The sequence below is a fragment of the Streptomyces pactum genome (assembly GCF_002005225.1).
GTDB lineage: Bacteria > Actinomycetota > Actinomycetes > Streptomycetales > Streptomycetaceae > Streptomyces > Streptomyces pactum_A.
Genome location: NZ_CP019724.1, coordinates 2931413 through 2957138 on the forward strand (window position 1 = coordinate 2931413; position 25726 = coordinate 2957138).

4 protein-coding genes are annotated in these 25726 nt (G+C 75.0%); all 4 read right to left on the reverse strand.

Translation table 11 applies throughout. The features are described 5' to 3' along the window. Positions 1-20: 20 nt before the first annotated feature. The 4 genes from B1H29_RS39295 to B1H29_RS11815 all read right to left on the reverse strand — a co-directional run bounded on the left by B1H29_RS39295 (position 21) and on the right by B1H29_RS11815 (position 25550). Entirely contained in the window at positions 21-18506 is an 18486-nt protein-coding gene (locus B1H29_RS39295) for a type I polyketide synthase (RefSeq protein WP_279636546.1), read from the reverse strand. 236 nt (positions 18507-18742) lie between these two features. Further along, entirely contained in the window at positions 18743-21562 is a 2820-nt protein-coding gene (locus tag B1H29_RS11805) for a helix-turn-helix transcriptional regulator (RefSeq protein WP_079160171.1), read from the reverse strand. A gap of 108 nt (positions 21563-21670) precedes the next feature. Further along, positions 21671-24475 carry a LuxR C-terminal-related transcriptional regulator gene (locus B1H29_RS11810; protein ID WP_079160172.1) on the reverse strand — a complete coding sequence of 935 codons (2805 nt, stop codon included), beginning with the start codon at positions 24473-24475 and terminating at the stop codon, positions 21671-21673. 316 nt (positions 24476-24791) lie between these two features. Beyond that, positions 24792-25550 carry a thioesterase II family protein gene (locus B1H29_RS11815; protein WP_055417839.1) on the reverse strand — a complete coding sequence of 253 codons (759 nt, stop codon included), beginning with the start codon at positions 25548-25550 and terminating at the stop codon, positions 24792-24794. Positions 25551-25726: the final 176 nt, after the last annotated feature.

Consider the following 25726-nt stretch of genomic DNA (forward strand, 5'->3'; position numbering starts at 1 on the left):
CGATCAACTCCGTACGTGTACTAGGCGAGATCGCCGAATTCGCTGTCGATGAACGCGAGGACTTCCGCCGCCGAGGCGGTTTCGAGCGAGGCGTCCTGCGGACCGGCGTCGTCGGCCGCCGCGTCCGTCTCCAGGTGCCTGAGGATGCGCCGCAGCCGCGCGGCGACCTCTTCGTGGTGTTCCGGGTCGCCGGGGGCCAGTGCCTCCACCCCGGCCTCCAGACGGTCGAGTTCGCCCATGATCCGGCGGACCGGGTCCTGCTCCGGCGGCGCGGCGAGGTCCAGCAGGTGCGTGGCGAGTGCGGCCGGTGTCGGGTGGTCGAAGACGAGGGTGGCGGGGACGGCGAGGGAGGTCGCCGTCCGCAGGCGGTTGCGCAGCTCGACGGCGGTGAGCGAGTCGAACCCGAGCGCCTTGAACGCCTGGTCGGGGTCGATCTCGTCGGCCGAGCCGTGGCCCAGTACGGCAGCGGTGTGCCGGCGCACCACGTCCAGGACGTGCCGCTGCCGTTCCGCGGCGGACAGTGCCGCCAGCCGTTCGGCCAGCGGCGCGGCCCCGGACGGTTCCGGGCCGGTCGTCGCGGCCTGGGCGGCGGACTGCCGGACTCGGACGAGGTCGCGCAGGAGGGCGGGCAGCGGCTCGTGCGCGTACCGGGCCCGCAGTCCGGCCAGGTCCAGGCGTGCCGGGGTGAGCGCGGGAAGGCCGGTGAACCGCGCGGTGTCGAAGAGCGCGAGTCCGTGCGCGGAGCTGAGCGGTGTGACGCCGGACCGGCTCATCCGCCGCCGGTCGCGGTCCTGGAGCCGCCCGGTCATGCCGCTGGCCTGGTCCCACAGTCCCCAGGCGAGGCTGGTGGCGGGCAGTCCCCGGGCGTGCCGGTGTTCGGCGAGCGCGTCGAGGAAGGCGTTGGCCGCGGCGTAGTTGCCCTGTCCGGCGGCACCCAGGGTGGCCGAGGCGGACGAGAACAGGACGAACATCCGGGGCTCGAGGTGCGCGGTGAGGCGGTGCAGGAGCCACGCTCCGCGCGTCTTCGGGTGGAGTACGGCCGACAGCCGCCCGTGGTCCAGGGCGGTCACGACCCCGTCGTCGGTGACGCCGGCGGCGTGCACGACGCCCGCCAGGCGCCGCTCGGCGGTGATCTCGTCCAGCACCCGCCGCAGCGCGCCCTCGTCGCCGGCGTCACAGGCCGCCACCTCGATCCGCGCACCGAGTGCGGCCACGTCGTCGCGCAAGCGCCGCACCTCGGCGGTGTCGGCGCCGCGACGGCCGGCCAGGGTGACGTGGCGCAACCGGTGCTCGGTCACGAGGTGCCGGGCGAGCAGGGTGCCCAGGGTGCCGGTGCCACCCGTGATCAGTACGGTCTCGTCGGCTTCGAACGAGACGGCGGGGACGGTGAGCACGGCCTTGCCCGTGAGCGTCGCCCGGCTGAGGGCGCGGAAGGCGTCCGGCGCGTCCCGGACGTCCCAGACGGTCACCGGCAGCGGGGTGAGGTCACCGGACGCGAAGAGTTCCCCGAGGTGGGCCAGGATGTCCGCGACGCGGTCCGGGCCGGCCTCGCCCAGGTCGAACGACCGGTAGCGGACGCCGGGGTGTTCCGCCGCGACCCGTTCGGGATCGCGCGGGTCGGTCTTGCCCATCTCGATGAACCGGCCGCCGCTCGGCATGGCCCGCAGCGAGGCGTCGACGAACTCGCCCGCGAGCGCGTTCAGCACCACGTCCACGCCCGCTCCCCCGGTCGCCGCCAGCACCGAGTCGGCGAAGGCCGTCGTCCGCGAGGAGGCGATGTGCGCGCGGTCCAGCCCGGCGTCGAGCAGCGTCCCCCACTTCGGTTCGCTGGCGGTGCCGTACACCTCGGCCCCCAGGTGCCGGGCCAGTTGGACGGCGGCCATGCCGACCCCGCCGGCGGCGGCGTGTACGAGCACCGACTCCCCGGCGCCGAGTCCCGCCAGGTCGACCAGGCCGTAGTAGGCGGTCAGGAAGGCCACCGGGGTGGCGGCGGCCGTCTCGTGGGACCAGCCCTCCGGTGTCCGGGTCAGGTGCCGCCGGTCGGCGACGGCGGTGGGTGCGAAGGCCTTGGCCACCATGCCCATCACCCGGTCGCCGGGGGCCAGGCCGGTGACGCCGGGCCCGGTCTCCAGGACGACACCGGCGCACTCGGTGCCCAGGTCCGCGTGGCCGGGGTACATGTCCAGCGCGATCATGACGTCCCGGAAGTTCATTCCGGCGGCGCGTACGGCGATCCGCACCATGCCCTCGCCGAGGGGCTCCTCGGCCGGCGGGCACGGGAGGAGCGCCAGGTTGTCCAGGCTGCCGCGGCCGGTACTGTCCAGCCGCCACGTGCCGGGCGCCGGCGGCACGGCCAGGGCCCGGCCGGAGTCCGGGCGGGTGAGCCTGCGCGCGTAGGGCCGGCCCGCCCGCACGGCCACCTCCGGCTCCGCCAGCCGTACGGCCAGGGCGAGGTGCTCCGGGTCGGGTGCGGTGCCGTCGAAGTCGGCCAGCGTGACGCGGCCGGGGTGCTCGCTCTGGGCCGAGCGGACCAGGCCGAGCACCGTGGACTGGGCGAGCCCGACGACGTCCGCCGGTGCGGCGGCGGCCTCGCCGTCGGCTCCGGTGGTCACCGCCCGCCGGGTGCCGATCACCAGGTGGCAGTCCGTCAGCCGGTCGTCGTCCAGCCACCGCTGGAGCAGGTCGAGCGCCCACTCGGCACAGCGCCGGGCCCCCTCGGCGGGGTCGTCGCCGCACGCCGCGTCCTGCGGGCAGCGGGCGAGAACCGTGCCCGGTTGCTCCTTGCCGTCGGCGAGTGCCCCGGCGAAGGCGTCGAGGTCGGGGTGGTGCCGCCAGGCGCCGTCCAGCGGGTCGCCGTCCAGCGGGTCGCCGAGCAGCACGCAGTCGGCGGCGGGCCGGGCCGGGCCGCGGGCGCCGTCCAGCGGCACCCAGCGGGTGGTGAACAGCGCGTCGTCGGACGCCGGGGCGGCGCCGAGCAGCTTCGCGGGCGAGAGCGGGCGCAGGACGAGCGAGCCGACGGAGACCACCGGGCGGCCCGTGGCGTCCGCGGCGTGCAGGGTGACGGTGCCGTCCTCGGCCCGGACCAGCCGGACCCGCAGCAGGGTGGCGCCGACCGCGTGCACTCGTACCTCGCCCCAGGAGAACGGCAGCCGGGCCGAGCCGGGTTCGTCCGTGGCCCGAGCGGCCGGGCCCAGTGCGTGCAGGGCCGCGTCGAGCAGGGCCGGATGGACACCGAAGCCACCGGTGTCGTCCGCGGACACGCTCACCTCGGCGAAGACCTCGTCGTCGCGTCGCCATGCGGCCCGCAGCCCCTGGAAGACGGGCCCGTAGGCGAAGCCCGCCTCGGCGAGGCGTGTGTAGAACCCGTCCAGGGGGATGGGCTCGCAGCCCGCCACCGGCCAGGTCGCGAGGTCCGTGGGCGGCGCGGCGGCAGGGTTGTCGGCCTGGCCCAGCAGTCCCTCGGCGTGGCGGGTCCAGCCCGACCCGTCCGGTGCGTCGTCGGCGCGGTCGGGCTGTGAGTACACGGCGACCGGGCGGCATCCGGTGGCGTCGGGCGCGCCGAGGACCAGTCGCAGCCGAACCGCCGCGTCCTCGGCGAGCGCCAGCGGCGTGGCGAGGGTCAGTTCGCGCAGCGTGCCGCAACCGACCCGGTCGCCCGCCCAGCAGACGAGGTCCACGAAGGCCGTGCCGGGGACGAGCACGGTGCCCAGCACCGTGTGGTCGCCCAGCCAGGGGTGTGTCGCCAGGGAGATCCTGCCGGTGCACAGCACGTCCTCGCCGGCGGGCGAGGGGAGCCAGGCGGTCAGCAGCGGGTGCCCGGCCTCGGCCAGCCCGGCCGCGGCGAGGTCCTTGGGGGTACTGCCCGGCCGCGGCCAGAAGCGCCGGCGTTGGAAGGCGTAGGTGGGCAGGTCCACCGTGCGGGCTCCGGTGCCGGCGAGCAAGGCGGTCCAGTCGACGGGGGTGCCTGCGGCGTGGACGGTCGCCAGCGCGTGCAGGACTGCGGCGTCCTCGGCGCGTCCGGCGTGGAGCACGGGGACGCAGACCGCGCCGCTGCCGGTGTGGTCCAGGATCTCCTCGACCATCGCGGTCAGCGCCCCGCCGGGGCCCAGTTCGAGCAGCTTGTCCACGTCGCGGCCCAGCACCGTGGCCACCCCGTCGGCGAAGCGGACCGCCTCGCGGACCTGCCGCACCCAGTATTCGGGCGTGGTCAGTTCCGCGCCCGCCGTCCCGCCGGTGAGGTTGGAGATCACCGGGATCGCGGCGGAACGGAACTCCACGCCCCTGAGCACCTCGGCGAACTCGGCCAGCATCGGCTCCATCCGCGCCGAGTGGAACGCGTGGGACACCGACAGCCGCTTGGTCCGCCGGCCCGCACCGGCCAGCGACTCCGCCAGCTCCAGCACCGGACCCTCATCACCCGACAGCACCAGCGACCGCGGCCCGTTCACCGCCGCCACCGAAACCCCCGCCGGCAACACCCCCAACTCGTCCTCGGCCACCTCCACCGCCACCATCGCCCCACCGGAAGGCAACCCCTGCATCAACCGGCCCCGCGCCACCACCACCCGGCACGCGTCCGCCAACGACCACACCCCGGCCACATGAGCCGCCGCCAGCTCACCGACGGAATGCCCCACCAGCACATCCGCCCGCACACCCCACGAGGCGACCAGCTCGAACAGCGCCACCTCCAACGCGAACAACGCCGGCTGCGCCCACTCGGTCCGCGCCAGCACCGCCTCGTCACCGCCGAACACGACCTCCTTCAACGGCCGCTCCAGCATCAGGTCCAGATGCCCGCACACCCGGTCGAAAGCCCCGGCGAAGACCGGGTACGCCTCGTACAGCTCCCGCCCCATACCGGCCCGCTGGGCACCCTGACCGGTGAACAGCAACGCCGTCCCACCCTCACCGGCCACACCCCGCACCACACCCGAGGCACTCTCCCCCTCGGCCAGCGCCTCCAGCCCGGCCAGGAACCCACCCGGCTCCCGCCCGGTCAGCACCGCCCGATGCTCCAGAACCGCACGCGAAACCGCCAGCGACCAGCCCACGTCCACCGGGCGCCGCGTGTTCTCCCGCAGGTGTTCCGCGAGTCGCCGTGCCTGCGCGCGCAGCCCTTCGGCCGAGTGTGCGGAGACCACCCACGGGATCACGCCCGGGGCCCGGTCCGGGGCGCCGTCCGGGGCCGCGGCGGAAGCCGTTCCCACCTGCTGTGCCGGCTGCGTCGGCTCCTCGACGATCACGTGTGCGTTGGTGCCGCTGATCCCGAACGCCGACACACCCGCCCGGCGGGGCCGTCCCGTCTCCGGCCACCGCCTGGCCTCGGTCAGCAGCTCCACCGCACCCGCCGACCAGTCCACCTCCCGCGACGGCGCATCCACGTGCAACGTCGCCGGCATCACCCCGTGCCGCAACGCCAGCACCGACTTGATCACACCCGCCACACCCGCCGCCGCCTGCGTATGACCGATGTTCGACTTCACCGACCCCAGCCGCAACGGCCGGTCGTCCGCGCGGTCCCGGCCGTACGTCGCCAGCAGCGCCTGCGCCTCGATCGGATCACCCAGACTCGTCCCCGTACCGTGCGCCTCCACCAGGTCCACATCGGCCGGTGACAACCCCGCCGACGCCAACGCCTGCCGGATCACCCGCTGCTGCGACGGACCGTTCGGCGCCGTCAGACCATTCGACGCACCGTCCGAATTGACCGCCGAACCCCGCACCACCGCCAACACCGCGTGCCCCCGCCGACGCGCCTCGGACAACCGCGAGAGCACCAGGACACCCGCACCCTCACCCCACCCCGTACCGTCCGCCCCGTCCGCGAACGCCTTGCACCGCCCGTCCGGAGCCAGACCCCCCTGCCGCGCGAAGGCGTCGAAGGCGCCCGGGGTGGCCATGACCGCCACGCCACCGGCGAGGGCCAGGTCGCACTCGCCGTTGCGCAGCGCCTGCGCCGCGAGGTGCAGTGCCACCAGCGAGGAGGAGCACGCCGTGTCCACCGTCAGCGCCGGTCCCTCGAGACCCAGCGCGTAGGCGATCCGGCCCGACAGCACACTGCCGACGGCGCCGGTGAGGGCGTAGTCCTGTCCCCCCTCCAGGGACGCGACCAGGGTGCCGTAGTCGTGGGAGCCGGCGCCGACGAAGACGCCGGTACGGCTGCCGCGCAGGGACTGCGCGTTCACTCCGGCCCGCTCCAGCGCCTCCCACGACGTCTCCAGCAGCACCCGCTGCTGCGGGTCCATCGCCAGCGCCTCACGCGGCGAGATCCCGAAGAACGCCGCGTCGAAGTCGGCCGCCCCGTCCAGGAAGGCGCCGGTCGGGGAGAAGGCCGCGTCGGGGTCGATGTCCCAGCCCCGGTCGGTGGGGAAGCCCCCGATGCCGTCGGCGCCCGCCGCGAGCAGTTCCCACAGCGCCTCCGGTGTCGTCGCGCCGCCGGGAAAGCGGCAGGCCATCGCCACGATGGCGACCGGATCGTCGTCGTCCGCCCGGTTGGCGGGCGCGGTGCGGGCGGGGGCGGCGGTCTCGGCCGGTGCCGGGTCCCCGGCGAACAGCAGGGTCCGCAGCGAGTCCGCCGCCGCGCGGGGCGTGGGGTGGTCGAAGACGAGAGTGGCGGGCAGCCGGACCCCCGTGGCGGCGACGAGCCGGTTGCGCAGGTCGACCGCGGTCAGCGAGTCGAAGCCCAGCTCCTTGAACGGCTTCGACGGGGTGATGGACTCGGCGCTCCGGTGGCCGAGGGCCAGTGCCGCGGTGTTCCTGACCAGCTCGAGCAGCTCCCGGTCGCGCTCGCCGGCGGGGAGGTGTGCCAGGCGCGCGGCGAGGCCGGCCTCCTCGGTGCCCGGTTCGGCGGGGGCGGCCGGGACGGCTTCCGGGATGCCGTCGATCAGCGGGCGGGGGCGGGCCGCGGTGAACGTCTCGGCGAAGCGGGCCCAGTCCGTGTCGGTGACCGTGAGGGTGGTCTCGTCGTGGTCGAGCGCCTGCTGGAGTGCGGCCACGGCCAGGTCGGGGTCCATCGACCGCACACCGCCGCGGGCCAGTTCGCGCGCGAGGCCGGCGTCGACCATGCCGCCGCCGGCCCAGCTTCCCCAGGCCACCGACGTGCCGGCGAGCCCGCGCCGGCGCCGGTCGGCCGCGAGGGCGTCGGCGTAGGCGTTGGCCGCGGCGTATCCGCCCTGGCCCGCGCTGCCCCAGATCGCGGCGCCGGAGGAGAACAGCACGAACGCGTCCAGGTCGTGGCCGGCCAGCAGTTCGTCCAGGTTGTGGGCGCCGAGGGCCTTGGGGGCGGCGACGTCCGCCAGTTGGCCGAGCGTGGTCTCGGCGAGCGGGGCGTCGCGGCTCACGCCCGCGGTGTGGAACACGGCGTGGACCGGGAACGCCGCCGGGACGTCGTCCAGTGCCGCGGCGAGCTGGGCGCGGTCGGCGACGTCGCAGGCGGTGACGGTCACCTCGGCGCCCAGCGCGCGCAGTTCCTCGGCGAGTTCGGCGGCTCCCTCGGCGGTCGCACCGCGCCGGCTGGTCAGCAGCAGGTGTCCGGCGCCCGCGTGGGCGAGCCAGCGGGCCACCCGGGCGCCCAGCGCTCCGGTGCCGCCCGTGACCACGACGGTGCCGTCGGGCCGGGGACGCCAGGAGCGCGGCGCGGCTCCCCGCGGCAGCGGCGCGCGGACCAGTCGGCGCACGTACGGACCGGCGGGCCGCAGGGCGTACTCCTGCTCGGTGCCGTCGGCGGCCAGCACGGCCCGCAGCAGCGTCGCGGTGGCCTCGTCGGGTGCGGCGGGCAGGTCGACGAGCCCGCCCCACGTGTCGGGGGATTCCAGACCGGCTACCCGGCCCAGGCCCCAGAGCTGGGCCTGCCGCGGCGCCGTGACCCGGTCCGTGCCGCTGGTGCCGACGGCGCCCCTGGTCAGACACCACAGGGGGGCTTCGATCCCGGTCTGCCGCAAGGCGGTCAGCAGGGCCACCGTGCCTGCGACGCCCGCCGGTACGGCCGGATACCGCGGGTGCGGGAGGTCGGCGAGTCCGAGCAGCGACACGACGCCGGTCCACGGGGTGCCCCGGGGTGTGCGCGGCCGGGCGGGGACGTCCGCCGGCGTCACGACGGTGGCGGTGCCGTCCCCGAGGGCCGTGTGCGCCCACCGGGTGACCGGGTCGTCGAGGTCGTCGGTCACCAGCAGCCAGTCGCCGTCCAGGGCGGCCGGTGCGGGCGGGGCCGCCGGTGTCCAGGTGACGCGGTAGCGCCAGGTGTCGAGGGTCGCGGAGTCCTTGCGGCGCCGACGCCAGTCGGACAGCGCGGGCACCACGTCCCGCAGCGACTCGCCGTCCTGGAGGGCGAGTTCGGCTGCCACGGCGGCCAGGTCACCGCGCTCCACGGCCTGCCACAGTTCCTCGTCCGCGCCGTCGGCGACCGGGCCGGCCGGCACCGGGGCGGGCTCGGGCCAGAACCGGGTGCGCTGGAAGGGGTACGTGGGCAGGGCGACCGGGCGGGCGGCGCCGGGGGCGCCGAGCACGGCCGTCCAGTCCACGGGGGCGCCCCGGACGAACGCCTCGGCGAGGGAGCGCGCGAACCGCTCGGGGCCGCCTTCGTCCCGGCGCAGGCTGCCCACCGCGGCGGCGGTGGCCCCGAGCGCGTCGGCGGCGTCCTGCACGGCCGGTACGAGCACGGGGTGCGGGCTCATCTCCAGGAACACGTCGTGGCCCCGGGCGAGGAGTTCCTCGGTGACCGGACCGAACAGCACGGGCCGGCGGAGGTTGCGGTACCAGTACGCGGCGTCCAGGCCGGTGGTGTCGAGCGGGGCCCCGGTGGTGGTGGAGTGGAAGGGGATCTGTGCGGGGCGGGGCACGATCCCGGCCGCCAGCTCGGTCAGTTGCCGTTCGATCCGCTCGACCTGGGCCGAGTGGGAGGCGTAGTCGACGGGGATGCGGCGGGCCCGTACGCCGTCCGCCTCGCAGGCGGCGAGCAGTTCGGCCAGCGCCTCCGGGTCACCGGCGACGACGGTGGAGCGGCGGCTGTTGTGGGCGGCGAGGCCGATCCTGCCCGCCCAGCGGGCGATGCGCTCCTCGGTGTCCGCCGGGGACTGGGCGACCGAGACCATGCCGCCATGCCCGGACAGGTGTTCGCCGATGAGCCGGCTGCGCAGTGTCACCAGGACGGCCGCGTCCTCCAGCGACAGGGCGCCCGCGACGCAGGCCGCGGCGATCTCGCCCTGCGAGTGCCCGACGACGGCGGCCGGTTCGACGCCGCAGGACCGCCACAGGGCGGCCAGCGAGACGCTCACGGCCCAGGAGGCGGGCTGGAGCACGTCCACGCGGTCCAGGCCCGGGGCGCCGTCCGCCTGGTGGATCACGTCGGTGAGGGACCAGTCCGTGAGGGTGCGCAGGACCTGGTCGCAGCGGTCCATCCACCGCGCGAACTCCGGCGACGACTCCCACAGCCGGGCGGCCATGCCGGCCCACTGCGCGCCCTGGCCGGGGAAGACGAAGACGACCCGGCCGCGGGTGTCGGCGGTGCCGCGCACCACCCGCGGGTCGCCCTCGCCGCGGGCCAGCGCGGCCAGGGCGGCGGCCGGTTCCTCGCGGTCGCCCGCGAGGAGGACGGCGCGCTCGGCCCAGACGGTCCTGGTCGTGGCGAGGGAGTGCGCGAGTTCGGCCGGGGCCGCCTGGGACGCCGTCTCGCGCAACTGGTCCGCGAGTGTGGCCAGCGCCCGGCCGGACCGGGCGCTGAGCACCCACGGCCGCACGGTGCCGTCCAGCGCGGGCGGCCGCGCGGCCGGTGCGGGGCCGGGGTCGGCGGCCGGGGGCGCCTGTTCCAGGATCACGTGCGCGTTGGTGCCGCTGACGCCGAACGCGGAGACGCCCGCGCGGCGCGGCCGGTCGACGGCAGGCCAGGTCCGGGTATCGGTGAGCAGGGCGACCGCGCCCTCGGACCAGTCGACCTCCGGGGTGGGGCGCGGGGCGTGCAGGGTCTTCGGAAGCTGCCCGTGGCGCAGGGCGGACAGCATCTTGAGCACGCCGGCCAGGCCGGCGGCGGCCTGGGTGTGCCCGATGTTCGACTTGACCGAGCCGAGGTACAGCGGCCGGTCGGCGGGCCGGTCCCGGCCGTAGGTGGCGAGCAGGGCCTGCGCCTCGATGGGATCGCCCAGCCGGGTGCCGGTGCCGTGCGCCTCCACCGCGTCCACGTCGGACGGTGTGCAGCCGGCCGCGGCCAGCGCCTGGCGGATCACCCGCTGCTGTGCGGGACCGTTGGGGGCGCTGAGCCCGTTGGAGGCACCGTCCTGGTTGACGGCGGTGCCCCGTACGACGCCCAGCACCTCGTGCCCGAGGCGGCGGGCGTCGGAGAGCCGTTCCAGGACGACGGTGCCCACGCCTTCGGCCCAGCCGGTGCCGTCCGCGTCGGGGCCGAAGGCCCTGCAGCGCCCGTCGGCGGACAGACCGCGCTGACGGGAGAACTCGACGAAGATCTCCGGGCCGGACATCACGGTCACACCGCCCGCGAGGGCGAGGTCGCACTCACCGGCGTCGAGCGCCCGCACGGCCAGGTGCAGGGCGACCAGCGCGGAGGAGCACGCGGTGTCGACGGTCAGGGCGGGGCCCTCCAGCCCCAGGGTGTAGGCGATGCGGCCGGAGAGCACGCTGGAGGCCGTGCCGGTCAGCACGTGGCCCTCGACGTCGGAGGAGTGCGGCAGGTTCGCGTAGTCCTGGCCGTTGGAGCCGACGAAGACGCCGGTCCGGCTGCCGGCCAGGGAGCCCGGAACGATGCCGGCCCGTTCCAGCGCCTCCCAGGAGGTCTCCAGCAGCAGCCGTTGCTGCGGGTCCATCGCCAGCGCCTCGCGTGGCGAGATCCCGAAGAACGCCGCGTCGAAGTCGGCGACGCCGGTGAGGAAGCCGCCCTCGCGGACGTAACTGGTGCCGGGCGTGCCGGGGTCGGGGTCGTAGAGGCCGTCGAGGTCCCAGCCGCGGTCCACCGGGAAGGGCCCGATCGCGTCGCGGCCGTCGAGGACGAGCCGCCACAGGTCCTCGGGGGTGCGCACGCCGCCGGGGAAGCGGCAGGCGGCGGACACGATCACGACGGGGTCGTCGTGCGTGCGCGTGGGTGCGGCCGGCCGTGCGCCGGTGGCGGCGGGCCGGTCTTCGCCGCCCTCCAGTCCGGCCGCCAGGTGCTCGACGAGCCGGCCCGGGGTGGGGTGGTCGAAGATCAGGCTCGGCGGCAGCCGCCTGCCGAGTGCGGTGGCGAGCCGGTTGCGGAACTCGACGCCGATCAGCGAGTCGAAGCCGAGTGCCTTGAAGGTGCGGTCGGCCGGCGACCGGTCGGTGGGCGGGAGCCCCAGGACGGCGGCGACCTCACCGCTGACCATGTCGTCGAGCGCCTGGCGCAGTGCGTCGCCCGCGAGACCCGCGAGCCGGTCCGCCGGCCCGGCGGGACCTGGGCCGGTCTCCTGGGGCCGGGCCTGCCGTATCTCGGGTATCCGGGTGAACAGCGGGTGCGGCCTGCCGGGGGCGAGACCGGCCGCGAACCGCTCCCAGTCCACGTCGGCGACCGTCACGGCACTCTCGCCGTCGGCGACGGCCCGGTCGAGCGCGGCGAGGGCGGCGGCGGGGTCGAGGGGCCGCAGGCCGGTGCGGGCCAGCCGGTCGCGGGCCGCCGGGGTGTCCCCGGCCATGCCCGCGCCGGACCAGGAGCCCCAGGCCACCGCCGTCGCCGGCAGGCCGAGCTGGGAGCGGTGCACGGCGAGGGCGTCCAGGTAGGCGTTGGCCGCCGCGTAGTTGCCCTGTCCGGCCAGGCCGACCGTGCCGGCGACGGACGAGAACAGTACGAACAGGGACAGGTCGAGGTCGCGGGTGAGTTCGTGCAGGTGCCGGGCGCCGGTCACCTTGGGTGCGGCGACCGCGGCGAACCGGTCGGGGGTGAGCGAGTCGAGCACCCCGTCGTCGAGGACACCGGCGGCGTGCACGACTCCGGTCAGCGGGCGGTCGGCGGGCAGCGCGGCGATCAGCTCGGCCAGGGCCTCCCGGTCGCCGGCGTCGCAGGCGGCTACGGTCGCTTCGGCGCCCAGTTCGCGCAGGCGCGCGACGAGTTCCGCGGCTCCCTCGGCCTGGGCGCCCCGTCGGCCGGTCAGCAGTATGTGCCGGGTTCCGGCCCGGGCGAGCCAGTCGGCGACGTGCGCGCCCAGGGCGCCGGTGCCACCGGTGACCAGGACGGTGCCGTCCGCGTACGCGCGCCGCTCCTCCCGTTCCCGTCCGGCCGCGCCGCCCGCGTCCCCGGCGGCGAGCGCGCGGGGGGCCGCGCGGTGCAGCCGCCGGGCGTGGAGTCCGGCGGGCCGTACGGCCACCTGGTCCTCGCCCGTGCCGCCCGCCAGGACGGCGCACAGCCGGGCGCGGGCCCGCTCGTCCAGCACGCCGGGCAGGTCCACGAGTCCGCCCCAGCGCTCGGGGTGCTCCAGTGCCGCGACGCGGCCGACGCCCCACACCTGGGCCTGCGCGGGCGCGGTGAGCGCGTCGGAAGGGCTCACGGACACCGCGCCCCGCGTCAGCGACCACAGCCGGCCGCCGCCCGGCCCGGTGAGGGCCCGCAGCAGCCCGGCCGTCGCGGCGGTGCCCGCGCCCGGCCCGCGGTCCAGGGCGAGCAGCGAGACCACGCCGCGGCCCTCCTCGCCGAGCGCGGCGCGCAGGGCGTCGGCCGTCTCGGCCCGGTCGGCCTCCTCCGGGTCGACCTCGACCGGCACGGGCCGTGCGCCGTGCTCCCGCAGGGCCGTGGTCACGTCCGATACGAGGTCCGCGTGCTCCTCGCCCGCGGGGACGACGACGGCCCAGACACCGCTCAACGACGCTGTGGCGCCGTCCGGCACGATCGCCCACTCGACGCGGTAGCGGACGGGGTCGGTCGGCGCGGGGGACGGGGTGACGGGGTCCATCCAGTAGCGCCGGCGCTGGAAGGCGTAGGTGGGCAGCTCGACCGTGTGGGCGCCGTACGGTGCGAGGTAGGCCGCCCAGTCCACGTCCAGTCCGGTGGCGTGCAGCCGGCCGAGGGCGCTCAGCAGTGCCAAGGGCTCGGATCGGTCACGGCGCAGCGCGGACACGGCGACCGGGTTCCGGTCGGTGCCCCGTTCGGCCAGGGCGTCCTGGGTGAGCGAGGTCAGGACGGCGTCGGGTCCGAGTTCGAGGTAGCGCCGGACGCCTTCGCCGTGCGCGGTGGTGACGCAGTCGGCGAAGCGGACCGCCTCGCGGACCTGCCGCACCCAGTATTCGGGCGTGGTCAGTTCCGCGCCCGCCGTCCCACCGGTGAGGTTGGAGATCACCGGGATCGCGGCGGAACGGAACTCCACGCCCTTGAGCACCTCGGCGAACTCGGCCAGCATCGGCTCCATCCGCGCCGAGTGGAACGCGTGGGACACCGACAGCCGCCTGGTCCGCCGGCCCGCACCGGCCAGCGACTCCGCCAGCTCCAGCACCGGACCCTCATCACCCGACAGCACCAGCGACCGCGGCCCGTTCACCGCCGCCACCGAAACCCCCGCCGGCAACACCCCCAACTCGTCCTCGGCCACCTCCACCGCCACCATCGCCCCACCGGAAGGCAACCCCTGCATCAACCGGCCCCGCGCCACCACCACCCGGCACGCGTCCGCCAACGACCACACCCCGGCCACATGAGCCGCCGCCAGCTCACCGACGGAATGCCCCACCAGCACATCCGCCCGCACACCCCACGCCTGCAGGAGCCGGAACAGCGCGACCTCCACCGCGAACAGCGCCGGCTGAGCCCAGCCGGTGTCCGCCAGTACAGCGGGGTCACCGCCGAAGACGACCTCCTTCAGCGGCCGCTGAAGTCCGGGGTCCGCCTGGGCGCACACTTCGTCGAAGGCCGCCGCGAACACCGGGAACGTTTCGTACAGTTCGCGGCCCATGCCCGGGCGCTGCGCTCCCTGGCCCGTGAACAGGAAGGCCGTCGCGCCCTCGCCCGTCACATCGCGCGCGGTTCCGGCGGCCGACGTGTCCTCGGCGACCGACCGGAGGCCGGCCATCAGCTCGTCCCGGTCCGTGCCCAGGAGCACCGCCCGGTGCTCCAGCGCCGTGCGCGACCGGGCCAGCGACAGGCCCACGTCCGCCGGGTCCAGTTCGGGCTCGCCCGCCACGCGGTCCAGCAGCCGGGCGGCCTGCGCGCGCAGCGCCTGCTCGCCCCGGCCGGAGACCACCCAGGGGGTCAGCGGCGGTGCGGCGGCCGGCGTCCCGCGGTCGGGCGCCTGTGCCGGCCGCGTCGGCTCCTCGACGATCACGTGTGCGTTGGTGCCGCTGATCCCGAACGCCGACACCCCCGCCCGGCGGGGCCGTCCCGTCTCCGGCCACCGCCTGGCCTCGGTCAGCAGCTCCACCGCACCCGCCGACCAGTCCACCTCCCGCGACGGCGCGTCCACGTGCAACGTCGCCGGCATCACCCCGTGCCGCAACGCCAGCACCGACTTGATCACACCCGCCACACCCGCCGCCGCCTGCGTATGACCGATGTTCGACTTCACCGACCCCAGCAGCAACGGCCGGTCGTCCGCGCGGTCCTGGCCGTACGTCGCCAGCAACGCCTGCGCCTCGATCGGATCACCCAGACTCGTCCCCGTACCGTGCGCCTCCACCAGATCCACATCGGCCGGCGACAGCCCCGCCGACGCCAACGCCTGCCGGATCACCCGCTGCTGCGACGGACCGTTCGGCGCCGTCAGACCATTCGACGCACCGTCCGAATTGACCGCCGAACCCCGCACCACCGCCAAAACCGCGTGCCCCCGCCGACGCGCCTCGGACAACCGCGAGAGCACCAGGACACCCGCACCCTCACCCCACCCCGTACCGTCCGCCCCGTCCGCGAACGCCTTGCACCGCCCGTCCGGAGCCAGACCCCCCTGCCGCGCGAACTCGGCGTACATACCGGCGGTCGCCATCACGGTGACACCACCGGCGAGGGCGAGATCGCACTCGCCGTTGCGCAGCGCCTGCGCCGCGAGGTGCAGTGCCACCAGCGAGGAGGAGCACGCCGTGTCCACCGTCAGCGCGGGTCCCTCGAGACCCAGCGTGTAGGCGACCCGGCCCGACAGCACACTGGGTGCCGTACCGGTCAGCACGTGTCCGTCGGCCGGCGACGGCTCGTGGAGCCTGGGGCCGTATTCGGAGGGACTCGCTCCGACGAAGACGCCGGTACGGCTGCCGCGCAGGGACCGCGCGTTCACTCCGGCCCGCTCCAGCGCCTCCCACGACGTCTCCAGCAGCAGCCGCTGCTGCGGGTCCATCGCCAGCGCCTCACGCGGCGAGATCCCGAAGAACGCCGCGTCGAAGTCGGCCGCGTCCGCGAGGAACGCGCCCTCGCCCGGGAAGTCCCGGGATAGGGTCCAGCCCCGGTCCGCGGGCAGCGGGGAGACGGCGTCGCCGTCCGCCGAGACGAACTGCCAGAACTCCTCGGGCGACCGGATCCCCCCGGGCAGTCGGCAGGCCATGCCCACGATCGCGACGGGGTCGTCGTCGTGCGCCGCCGGGGACGCCGTGGCGAGGGGCGCTTCGACGCCGGCGGGCGAGAGCCGGCGGGCGAGCGCGTCCGGTGTCGGGTGGTCGAAGAGGAGCGTGGTGGGGACCCGGTGTCCGGTCGCCTCGGTGAGCCGCTCGCCGAGTTCGGCCAGCATCAGGGAGCTGAACCCCAGCTCCTTGAAGGGCGCGTGCGCGGCGATGTCGTCCGGCGAGTCGTGCCCGAGCACGAGGGCCGCAGCTGCCCGGACGGTCTCCAGCGCCGTACGGTCGCCGTGTGGTGCGCGCCTCGGCACGGTCGGCTCGTCGGCGCGTGGGGCCGGGTGTCCGGTGTCCCGGCGGGGGGTGGTCGCGGGGGTCTGGTCGGGCAGCCAGTGGCGGCGCCGCTGGAACGCGTAGGTGGGCAGCGGTACCCGCCTGGCGCCCTCCTCGGTGGCGAGCCGCTCCCAGTCCATCGGCACGCCGCGGACCTGGAGCGCGGCCAGCGCGGCGACCACCGCTTCCGGTTCCGCGCGGTCCCGGCCGCGCAGCAGGGGCACGGACGCGGTGCCGGCCTCGCGCAGGCAGTCCCGGGCCATGGACGACAGGGTGCCGTCGGGGCCGAGTTCGACCAGCGTGGTCGCGCCCTGCTCCTCCAGCAGGCGTACGCCGTCCAGGAAGCGCACGGTGGCGCGGGCGTGCCGGACCCAGTACTCCGGGGAACGTGCCTCGGCCTCGGTGAGCAGGGCGCCCGTCTCGTTCGACACGATCGGGATCCGGGGGGCCGCGTAGGCCAGTCGCCCGGCGATGTCGCGGAACTCGGCGAGCATGCCGTCCATGTGCGGTGAGTGGAAGGCGTGGCTGACCCGCAGGCGTTTGGTCCTGCGGCCCCGGGCGGCCCAGTGGGCGGCCACGGCCAGGACGGCGTCCTCGTCGCCCGCGAGCACGGTGGAGGCGGGACCGTTCAGGGCGGCGGCGGCCACCGCCTCATCGAGGAACGGTACGAGTTCCTCCTCGGTGGCCTGGACGGAGACCATCGCCCCGTTGGCCGGCCGGCCCTGCATCAGCCGGCCGCGCGCCGTGACCAGGACGCAGGCGTCGGCGAGCGACAGGACGCCGGCGACGTGCGCCGCGGCCAGCTCGCCGACGGAGTGGCCGAGCAGCAGCCGCGGGGCGAGGCCGTAGTGCTCCACGAGCCGGAACAGGGCGACCTGAACGGCGAACAGCGCGGGCTGGGTGAACTCGGTGCGGTCCAGCAGTGCCGCCTCGGCCGATCCCTCGGGGGCGAACAGCACGTCCCGCAGGGGCAGCCGCAGATGGGGGTCCAGGTGGGCGCACACCTCGTCGAGGGCGGCGGCGTACCGCGGTGCCGACCGGTACAGTCCGGCGGTCATGCCGGGGCGCTGGCTGCCCTGACCGGTGAAGAGGAAGGCGAGGGAGCCCTCGGTCACGGTGCCGCGCACGAGGTCCGGGGCAGGCGCGCCGTCGGCGAGCCGGGCCAGTTGTCCGGCCGCCTCTCCCGGCTCCCGGGCCAGGAGCACGGCCCGGTGCGGGAAGGCGGTGCGGCCGGTGGCCAGGGTGTGGGCGACGTCCTGGACGTCGAGCGGGCCGTGCTCGTCGAGGTGCCGTAGCAACCGGTGCGCCTGGTCGCGCAGTGCCCGCTCGTCGCGGCCGGAGACGAGCAGGGGCAGCGGAGTTCCGGTGGGCCGGATGCCGGGTGCGGCCGCCGGTGCGGTGCCGTCCCATTCCGTGAGGACGACGTGGCAGTTGGTGCCGCCCATGCCGAAGGAGCTGACGCCGACGACCAGCGGACCGGCCTCCGGGGGCCAGGGCTGTGTGGCCGTGTTGACGCGCAGGCCCAGCTCCGTCATGGGGATGCGGGGGCTGGGGGTGGTGTGGTTGAGGCTGGCGGGTATCTCCCGGTGGCGGACGGTCAGTACGGCCTTGAGGAGGCCCGCGATGCCCGCGGCGCCTTCCAGGTGGCCGATGTTGGTCTTCACCGAGCCGACCAGCAGCGGCCGTCGGGCGCTCCTTCCGGCGCCGAGCACGGTGCCGACGGCCGCGGCCTCGACAGGGTCGCCCGCAGGGGTCCCGGTGCCGTGCAGTTCGACGTAGCCGACGGCGTCCGGGTCGATCCCGGCCTGCTCGTACGCGGCGGTCAGCACCGCCTGCTGGCCCTCGCGGTCGGGGACGGCCAGGCCTTCGCCGCCGCCGTCGTTGTTCACCGCGCTGCCCGCGAGCACGCACAGGATGTCGTCGCCGTCGGCGACCGCGTCGGCGAGCGGCTTGAGGACGACGACGCCGCCTCCCTCGCCGCGCACATAGCCGTTGGCACGGGCGTCGAAGGTGTAGCAGCGGCCGTCCGGGGAGAGCGCCCCGAAGCGTTCGAGGGCGGCCGTGCTCTCCTCGGCGAGGATGAGGTTCACGCCTCCGGCCAGGGCCAGGGAGCACTCGCCCCGGCGCAGGCTCTCGGCGGCCAGGTGCACGGCGACCAGGGACGACGACTGGCCCGAGTCGACCGTGAGGCTGGGGCCGTGCAGGCCCAGCGTGTAGGAGACCCGGTTGGCGATCATGCCCCGGCTGAGGCCGGTGGTCGTCTCCGGTGTGGTGGCCCCCGCACCGGCGGACCGGGACAGCGCGGCGTAGTCGTCGGCGATGGCGCCGACGAAGACCCCGGCGTCGTCACCGTCGAGGCGTGCGGGCACTATGCCGGCGTTCTCGAGTGCCTCCCAGCACAGTTCCAGCATCAGCCGCTGCTGCGGGTCCATGATCGCGGCCTCGCGCGGCGAAATGCCGAAGAACCCCGCGTCGAAAAGATCCACCGATGTCAGGAAGCCGCCCCGGCGCGGCGCGTAGGGGCGATCCTCGGCGGCGGCTCGGACGGTTTCCCTGCCATTGCGGAGAAGATCGCGGAATTCCTCCGGTCCTGCCGCACCGGGCAGTCGGCACGCCATTCCCACCACCGCGATCGGCTGAGCAGATCGCGCCGCGAACCCAGCGACATCCGACTCGGATCCACCCGCCATGAGTTTCCCTCACGTTGCTCGAAATCTACGAAGCGCGCTCACTGCGGCGCGATGGCCGCGGGTCACACCGAATATCCGGTCGGGCGGCCCCTAGCCTCAACCACTAGGCGACCCCTTAGCCGAGGGCCCCGGTCGGGCTTTTGCCCCCGCTGACCGGTGCCTCAGCGCGCTGGACGGCACAGGGGGCGCCCCCAGGGGCGGTCGGTTCAGCCGGCCGTCCCCGGGGGCCGGTCGGTTCAGCCGGCCGCGGCCAGGGACGTCCTGCTCATCTGCTGGTTCTGGGCGGTGAGGTTGACACCGGCGAGAAGATCGCCCAGGTCGGCCCGGTTGCGTACGCCGAGCTTGCGGTAGACGCGGGTGAGGTGCTGTTCGACGGTGCTCTTGGTGATGAACAGCTTGCGGCTGATCTCCCGGTTGGAATGGCCGAGGGCGGCCAGGGCGGTGACCCGCCGCTCCGCGGCCGTCAGGCTGGCCGGGCCCGGCGGGTCGTCGGCCAGACCCGTCGGTTCGTCGGCGTCGTCGCGGACGTCCTCCTTGAAGAGCCGGCGGAACAGCCCGTCCGCGCCGCAGTCTTCGGTGACGGTCCGGGCGTGGCGGGCGGCCATGCGGGCCTTGGCGGGCGCGCCGAGTTCGTGCAGGACCTGGGAGTGGGCGGCCAGCGAGTGCAGCAGTTCCACGTGATCACCGCAGCTCTCCAGCAGGCTGACCGACTCGTGCAGGAGGGCGGAGCGGCGGGTGAGGTCGCTGGTGGCGGCGAGCACCCGCAGCGACACGCCCCGGCATCTCGGCGAGCCGCCGCCGGGCCGGGCGAGCTGCTCCCGGGCCAGGGTCCGGGCCTGGCTGCCGTTGCCGAGGGCCAGTTGCGCCTGTGCGGCCGAGGTCCGCCAGGGCAGGAAGGTGGGGACGTCCATGCCCCATTCCCTGGCGAGTCCGCCGCAGATGAGGAAGTCCTCCAGGGCGGCGGCCGGGCGGTCGACGGCGAGGTGGTAGTGGCCGCGCGCGTACAGGTAGAGCAGCCCGTGGCGGGTGCGGAACATCCCTTCGGGCACGTCCTGGTTGAGGCAGGCCCCGGCCACGTCCGTCGGGCCCGAGACGGTCGCGGCCCGCACCAGGGCTGCCAGCGGGGAGCCGACGGCCACGCCCCAGCCGGGCCGCGAGATGGCGGCGAGTGCCTGGTGGGCGTACCGCTCGGCGTCCTGGACCGCGCCCTGGCGCAGGGAGATTTCGGCGCGGACGGCGCTGAGGATCGCCGCCGCGGTACCCGTCGGCCGGTCACCGGCCCGGGCCAGCAGGGCATCGCAGTGGTGCAGTGCCCTGTCCGGGCGTTCGCCGTAGGCCAGGACGAGCAGGGCCGCTTCGAGGACGTCGACGGCCGTCTCCTCGAACCGGCAGCCGCGCAGGATCTCCTCGGCCGTCGCGACCGCGTGGTCGACGGGCCCGTCGCTGAGCGTCCGGCCGAGCATGTCGACGGCGTAGGAGGCCGGGCTCAGCCGGCGAGGCCGCGGGGCGGTGCCCGGTGCCGGGGGTGTGCCGGTGACGGCGACCGCCGCGTTCAGGGTGGGGCAGGTGTGGCGCAGCCATTGCCGTACGACGTGGAGCTCGGGGTGTGCTTCGGTGTCGCCGCCGGTGCGCCCGGCCAGCACGGTCAGGCAGTCCGCGGCCTCCTCGAAACGATCCTGCCAGGCTAGGTGCCGGACGGCTCCGGCGGCGTCCGCGCCGCCGAGGTGGCCTTCCTTCACGGCGGTGCCGAGTTCGTCGAGCCACGGGCCGATCAGCCGGGGGTCGATCTCCCAGCCGATCCGCACCCGCGCCGTGAGGAGGGCGGCGCGGTCCTCCCCGGTCGCCGCGTACCGGCCGGCCAGCCGCAGACAGTCGAGGCCGAACTCCTGCCGGCCGTCCCGCACGGCCTGCTCCGCCGCGGCGAGCAGGGTGTGCAGTGCCCAGGGGGTGTCGACGGGGGCCGCGAGCAGGTGGTGCGCGACGTCGGCGGGCCGCGCGCCGTCGCCGTGGAGCAGTCGGGCGGCGCGCTGATGCAGGTCCCCGCGGGTCTTCACGTCCACGCGCTCCAGCAGGGCCCTGCCGACGTGGTCGCTGCGGAAGGCCGTGCCGTCCAGCAGGCCCGCGCTGTCCAGCGCGGTCATGACGCGGGCGACCGCGTCGGCTCCCCGGTCGACCAGGCAGGCCACCAGTGCGGGGCCGGCTTTCCGGCCGAGGACCGCGAAGCCGCAGGCGACGTCGAAGAGCACCGGATCGCCCCGGTAGGCCCAGGCCAGGGCGGCGTGCGCGAAGGCCGCACCGTCGGCGGGCCGGTCGGCGACGCCGTGCGGGCCGTGCCGCCGGGCGGCCCGGTGGTCCGCCAGCAGGCCGCCGAGCAGGAGGGGGTTGCCGCCGCTGACGGCGTGGAATTCCGCCGCCAGCCGCGGGGCCTCGGACTCGGGCACGTGCGGCGCGATCATCCGGGTGACGCCGTCCGGGGACAGCGGCCGCAGTCCGAGGCGCCGGCAGCGCGGATGCCGCAGCAGTTCCGCCTGGCAGGCCGGCGGCAGCGTGTCCGAACCGGTGGGTTCGGTGAGCACGATCAGCACCGGGGCGGTGCGCAGCCGGCGAACGAGGTACAGCAGGAACCGCAGTGACGCGGTGTCGGCGAACTGGACGTCGTCGACCGCCAGGACGACCGGTCCGCGCCGGAACTCCCGGCACAGCTCCTCCCAGTGCCGGTCGGCCTCGGGGAGGGCGCCGTCGCGGCCGCCGGTGGCCCGGGCCAGTCGGAGGCCGGCGGTGAGCGGGCCGTCGGACGGGAAGAGCTGGGTGACGACACCGAACTCGATGCCGGTCTCCGCGGACGCACCCGTGGCGGCGCATACTCTGGCCCCGGATTCGGCGGCCTGCCGCAGGAATGCGTTGAGCAGTGCCGTACGGCCGACTCCCGGCCCCGAATTGACCAGGACCACGCCGCCTTCGCCGCACTCGGCATCCGTCAGCGCCTGCGTGAGTACGGATATTTCCTCGGCCCGCTCGACAATGTCCGAAAACCCACTGGAGTATGCCAGAACCACTCGTGCCCCCGCGTCCGAACCCGACCTGTATTCGCTCTTCGCCGTCCATTCATGGACAGATTATCGAGCGCCGGACCGGAGGCACACCCCTATATCCCCGCCCCCCTATTAGCAGGTTTCGCCACGAAGTTCACGGGCCCGTGCACCCGAGGCGCGTTGCAGCAACTCATCCCGCCCCCGTATTTTCAGCTTTCGATATACGCGAGTAAGGTGCTGTTCAACCGTGCTCATGGTGATGTAAAGCCGTACCGAGATCTCACGGTTGGTGTATCCGCCGGCGGCCAGGCGCGCGACCTTGCGCTCCGACTCGCTGAGGTGCCCCCAGTCGTTGCGCTCCTCGGGCGCCGCCACGAGGACGCGCTTGCCCGTCACCGCGCAGTCGGACGGGCCGGGCCGGTCGGCGGGCCGCATCCCGCAGCGCTCGGCCACCTGTCGCGCCCTGCGCAGCGCCGTCCCCGCCTGCCGCGTCTGGCGGGCCTGCTGGTGGACGTCCGCCAGATCGAACAGGGCGCGGGCCAGCTCCAGCCGGTCGTCCGCCCGCTCCAGCTCCGTGACGGCCCGGTTCAGCAGATCCGGGCGGGCGTCGGGCTCGGAGGCGAGCCCTTGCAGGCGCAGGGAGATGCCCCGGATGCGGGGGGCGTCGTCCTCGACCATGGCCAGTTGCTCGACGGCCAGTTCCAGCGCCTGCTTGCGCTCTCCCAGGAGCAGCAGCGCCTGCGCCGCGTCCGTGCGCCACGGCAGCAGGGCGGGCCGGTCGGCCCCCCATCGTTCGGCGATCCGGCCCGCCTCGTGGAAGTCCCGCAGCGCCGCGTGGTGCTGTTGGGTGGCGAGGCTGTAGAGGCCCCGGGCGCGCAGGTAGTCGAGCCAGTGGATGGTGCCCGAGAGGGAGTCGGCCAGGGGCCGGCTCAGTTGCCGGGCGGCCTCCTTGCCCTTGCCCCGCGCCACCAGGACCGTCACGAGGTGCGAGACGGCGCCGGCCTCCAAAGGCGCCGGATACGGCCCCGACAGCAGCGCCAGGCAGCGGCGCGCGTCCTGCTCCGCCTCGGTGAGGCGGCCACCGTGCAGGGCTCCTTCGGCGCGCACGGCCCGGAAGCCGGCCTCCCACCCGGGTGCGCCGCGCATGGCCGACTCCCGCACGAAGTGGTCGCACCAGTGCCGGGTCTCCTCGACCGCGCCGAGTGACAGGAGCGTCCGGACGGCGTCGCGGACCAGGTCGAAGGTGTCGTCGGTCAGCCGGGTGGTCTCCAGCAGGCCGCCGGTGTCCGTGCGGCGCCGGGCGAGCCGGCCGGGGTGCGGTCCGGCGAGCCGGGTCAGGACGGAGGTGCCTCCCGGGCCCGCCGACGGACCGGCCGCAGGGGCGTCCGCGGTCCCGGCGGGCCCCGCCGGCACGCCGTACGGCCGGCAGCCCGGGGTGCCCTCCCTCGGTTCGGCGATCCGCCAGCCGGCCACCGCCCGGGCTGCCTCCCCCTCGGGCGGCGGCGAGCCCTGGCCGAGCAGCGCGTGCGCCTGCTCGAGCCGGCCGTGGGAGAGCAGCGCGGCGCCGACGCCCCGCGCGTCCGCCGGGTCGAGCCGGCCGGTGCGCAGCGCCCGCAGGGCTTCGTCGACATGGCGTTCGGCCTCGCCGACGCTGGTCCGGCGGGTGACCATGCCCAGCTTCATCTTGATCTCGGTGCGCGCCAGCAGGTCGGCGGCCGCGCCGTGGGCCAGTTCGAGGTAGGAGACGGCCCGTGGCACCTCGTCGGCCGACAGTGCCTGGTGGGTCGCCTCCTGAAGCACCCCCAGGCCCCAGGCGCCGTCGGCCCGGCCGGCCTGCCGCAGGTGTTCGGCGGCCAGGGCGGCCGGCGCACCCGAGGCGTGCAGCAGTTGGGCGGAGCGCCAGTGCAGGTCGAGGCGCGAGGAGGGTTCCAGCGAGTCCAGAACCGCCGCCTTCACCGCCGGGTGCTGGAAGGAGCTGCCGGTGACGATGCCGGAGCCGCGCAGGGCGCCCAGGTTCTCGGCGAGTTCGACGAGTGAGACGTCCAGGAGCCGGGACAGCAGTTCCTCGGTGCACGCCTCGCCGAGCACCGCCAGGCCGGCGGCCACCTCGCGGGTGCGCGCGCCGCCTCTGTCCAGGCAGGCGAGGACCGCCCTGCCGTACGCCTGCCCGGGCCGGGGCAGCGCGCTCGGGGCGTCACCGTCGGCCTCGTCACCCATGTCCTCCAGCAGCGCCCCGAGCAGCAGCGGATTGCCGCCGCTGACCGCCAGGCAGTGCTGCCCGGCGGCGGCCGGCCGGCCCAGTCGGCCCAGGATGTCGGTGACGTCCTCGAGGCGGAGCCTGGGCAACTGGAGGCGTTGGAGGTTGGGCTGCCTGAGCAGTTCGGCGCCGGCGGCCCGGTCGGCCGGGCCGCCGGCGGGCGAGCAAGTGAGTAACAGCAGCAGGGGGATGCTGCGGCAGTGCCGGGTCAGATGGACCAGTTGCCGCAGCGAGTCGGGGTCCGCGTGGTGGAGGTCGTCGACGGTCACCACGACGGGCGCGCGCCGGGCCAGGGCCCGCACGCCGCCGCAGAAGGTCCGTGTCAGGTCGTACCAGGCCGCGTCCCGGCGCGCCCGTTCCCTGCCTTTGGCCGAGATCTTCCGGATCGCGGCGTCGCTCATGGCCTGGAACCGGCGCACCACGGCATCCGGAAAGGGCGCCCCATTGACGAGGCCCCGCAGGACGCTCAGCGGCGTACCGCGCTCCTCGTTGATCGCGGTGGCCTGAAGCAGACTCGGCCCGAGGGGCTCCACACCGCGTACGAACTCCTCCAGCAGTTCGCTCTTGCCGCACCCCGCGGCCGCCTCGACGACCACGACCTGGGATCTACCGGTGGCCTGAACCGAACAATAGGTTTCGTGAAGTCGAGCTATTTCCAGACGTCGCCCAGTCAGCACCATGAATCGCTAAACACCCCGTATCGACCAAGTCAAACCGGGGTCGCAGGCGCACGGTGGACCAGTGAACGGGGTCAGAAAGCCCTCCCCCAACCACTCGCCGCCCCGCCAGTCAATCCGTCCGGACCCCGCATCCCGTACGATTAGAACACTTACGCGCAGTGAACGTCAAGAGTGAAAGATCTTGCCGGACAATGGCAGGAAAAGCCTTTGCACGGCTCGGGAATTGGGCATGGAATGATGTGGGGGAAAAGAGAAGTCCCGCACGCATTTCTCAATGCACCACCGGGTCACCCGTTCTCATTCACGCCGCTGCGCCTCAGCCCTTGACGGACGAGCAGACGCGGGCGATCGCCTCGATCAGTCTCGGAGCCTCGTCGTTGAGGTAGAAGTGCCCGCCCGGATGACGCTGGATCTCGAAACGGTCGCTGGTGTGCTCCGCCCAGGCCTCCGCCTCCTCGCGGTCGACCCTCGGGTCCTCCGTGCCGTAGTGCACGTGGATCGGCGCGGCGAGCCGGGCTCCGCCGGTGTGCCGGTAGGTCTCGGCCGCCGTGTAGTCGCCGCGGATGGCCGGCAGCGCCATGCGAAGGATCTCCTCGTCGCCGAGCACCTGGGAGCTGGTCCCGCTCAGAAGCCTCAGCTCCTGGATGATCTCGTCGTCGCTGCGGGTGTGGACCTGCTCGTCGCGGTACCGCGACGGCGCCCGCCGCCCGGAGGCGAACAGGGCGAGGGGGACGACGTCCTTGCGCTCCAGCCGCAGGGCCACTTCGAAGGCGAGGGTGGCTCCCATGCTGTGCCCGAACAGCACCAGCGGCCGGTCGGCCCACGGCAGCAGCTCGGCCGTCACGGCGTCGGCCAGGTCCGCGATGTTGTCGAGGCACTTCTCGTGCCGGCGGTCCTGTCGCCCCGGATACTGGATGGCCACCACGTCGACACCGGGGCTCAGCGCCTTCGACACCGGAAGGAAGTAGGGGGCGGATCCGCCCGCGTGGGGAAAGCAGACGAGACGGGTCACCGCCGCGGGAGCCGGGTGGAACTGACGCACCCACAGACCTTCGCCAACGTGGGGGGCACTCACGATAAGAACCTTCCATTTGCGGCTGGCGGACTTGTACACACGGCCGTTGACCGGCACAACCATGCTTCGTCGCCCGTAAGGGACCCCACAACCCCTAACCGGAATCGCACCCCCCTACCCCCCTTCGGCCCGGGGCGACCGGACGGGGAGAGCCCTGCCCGCTCGGGCAGACCTGG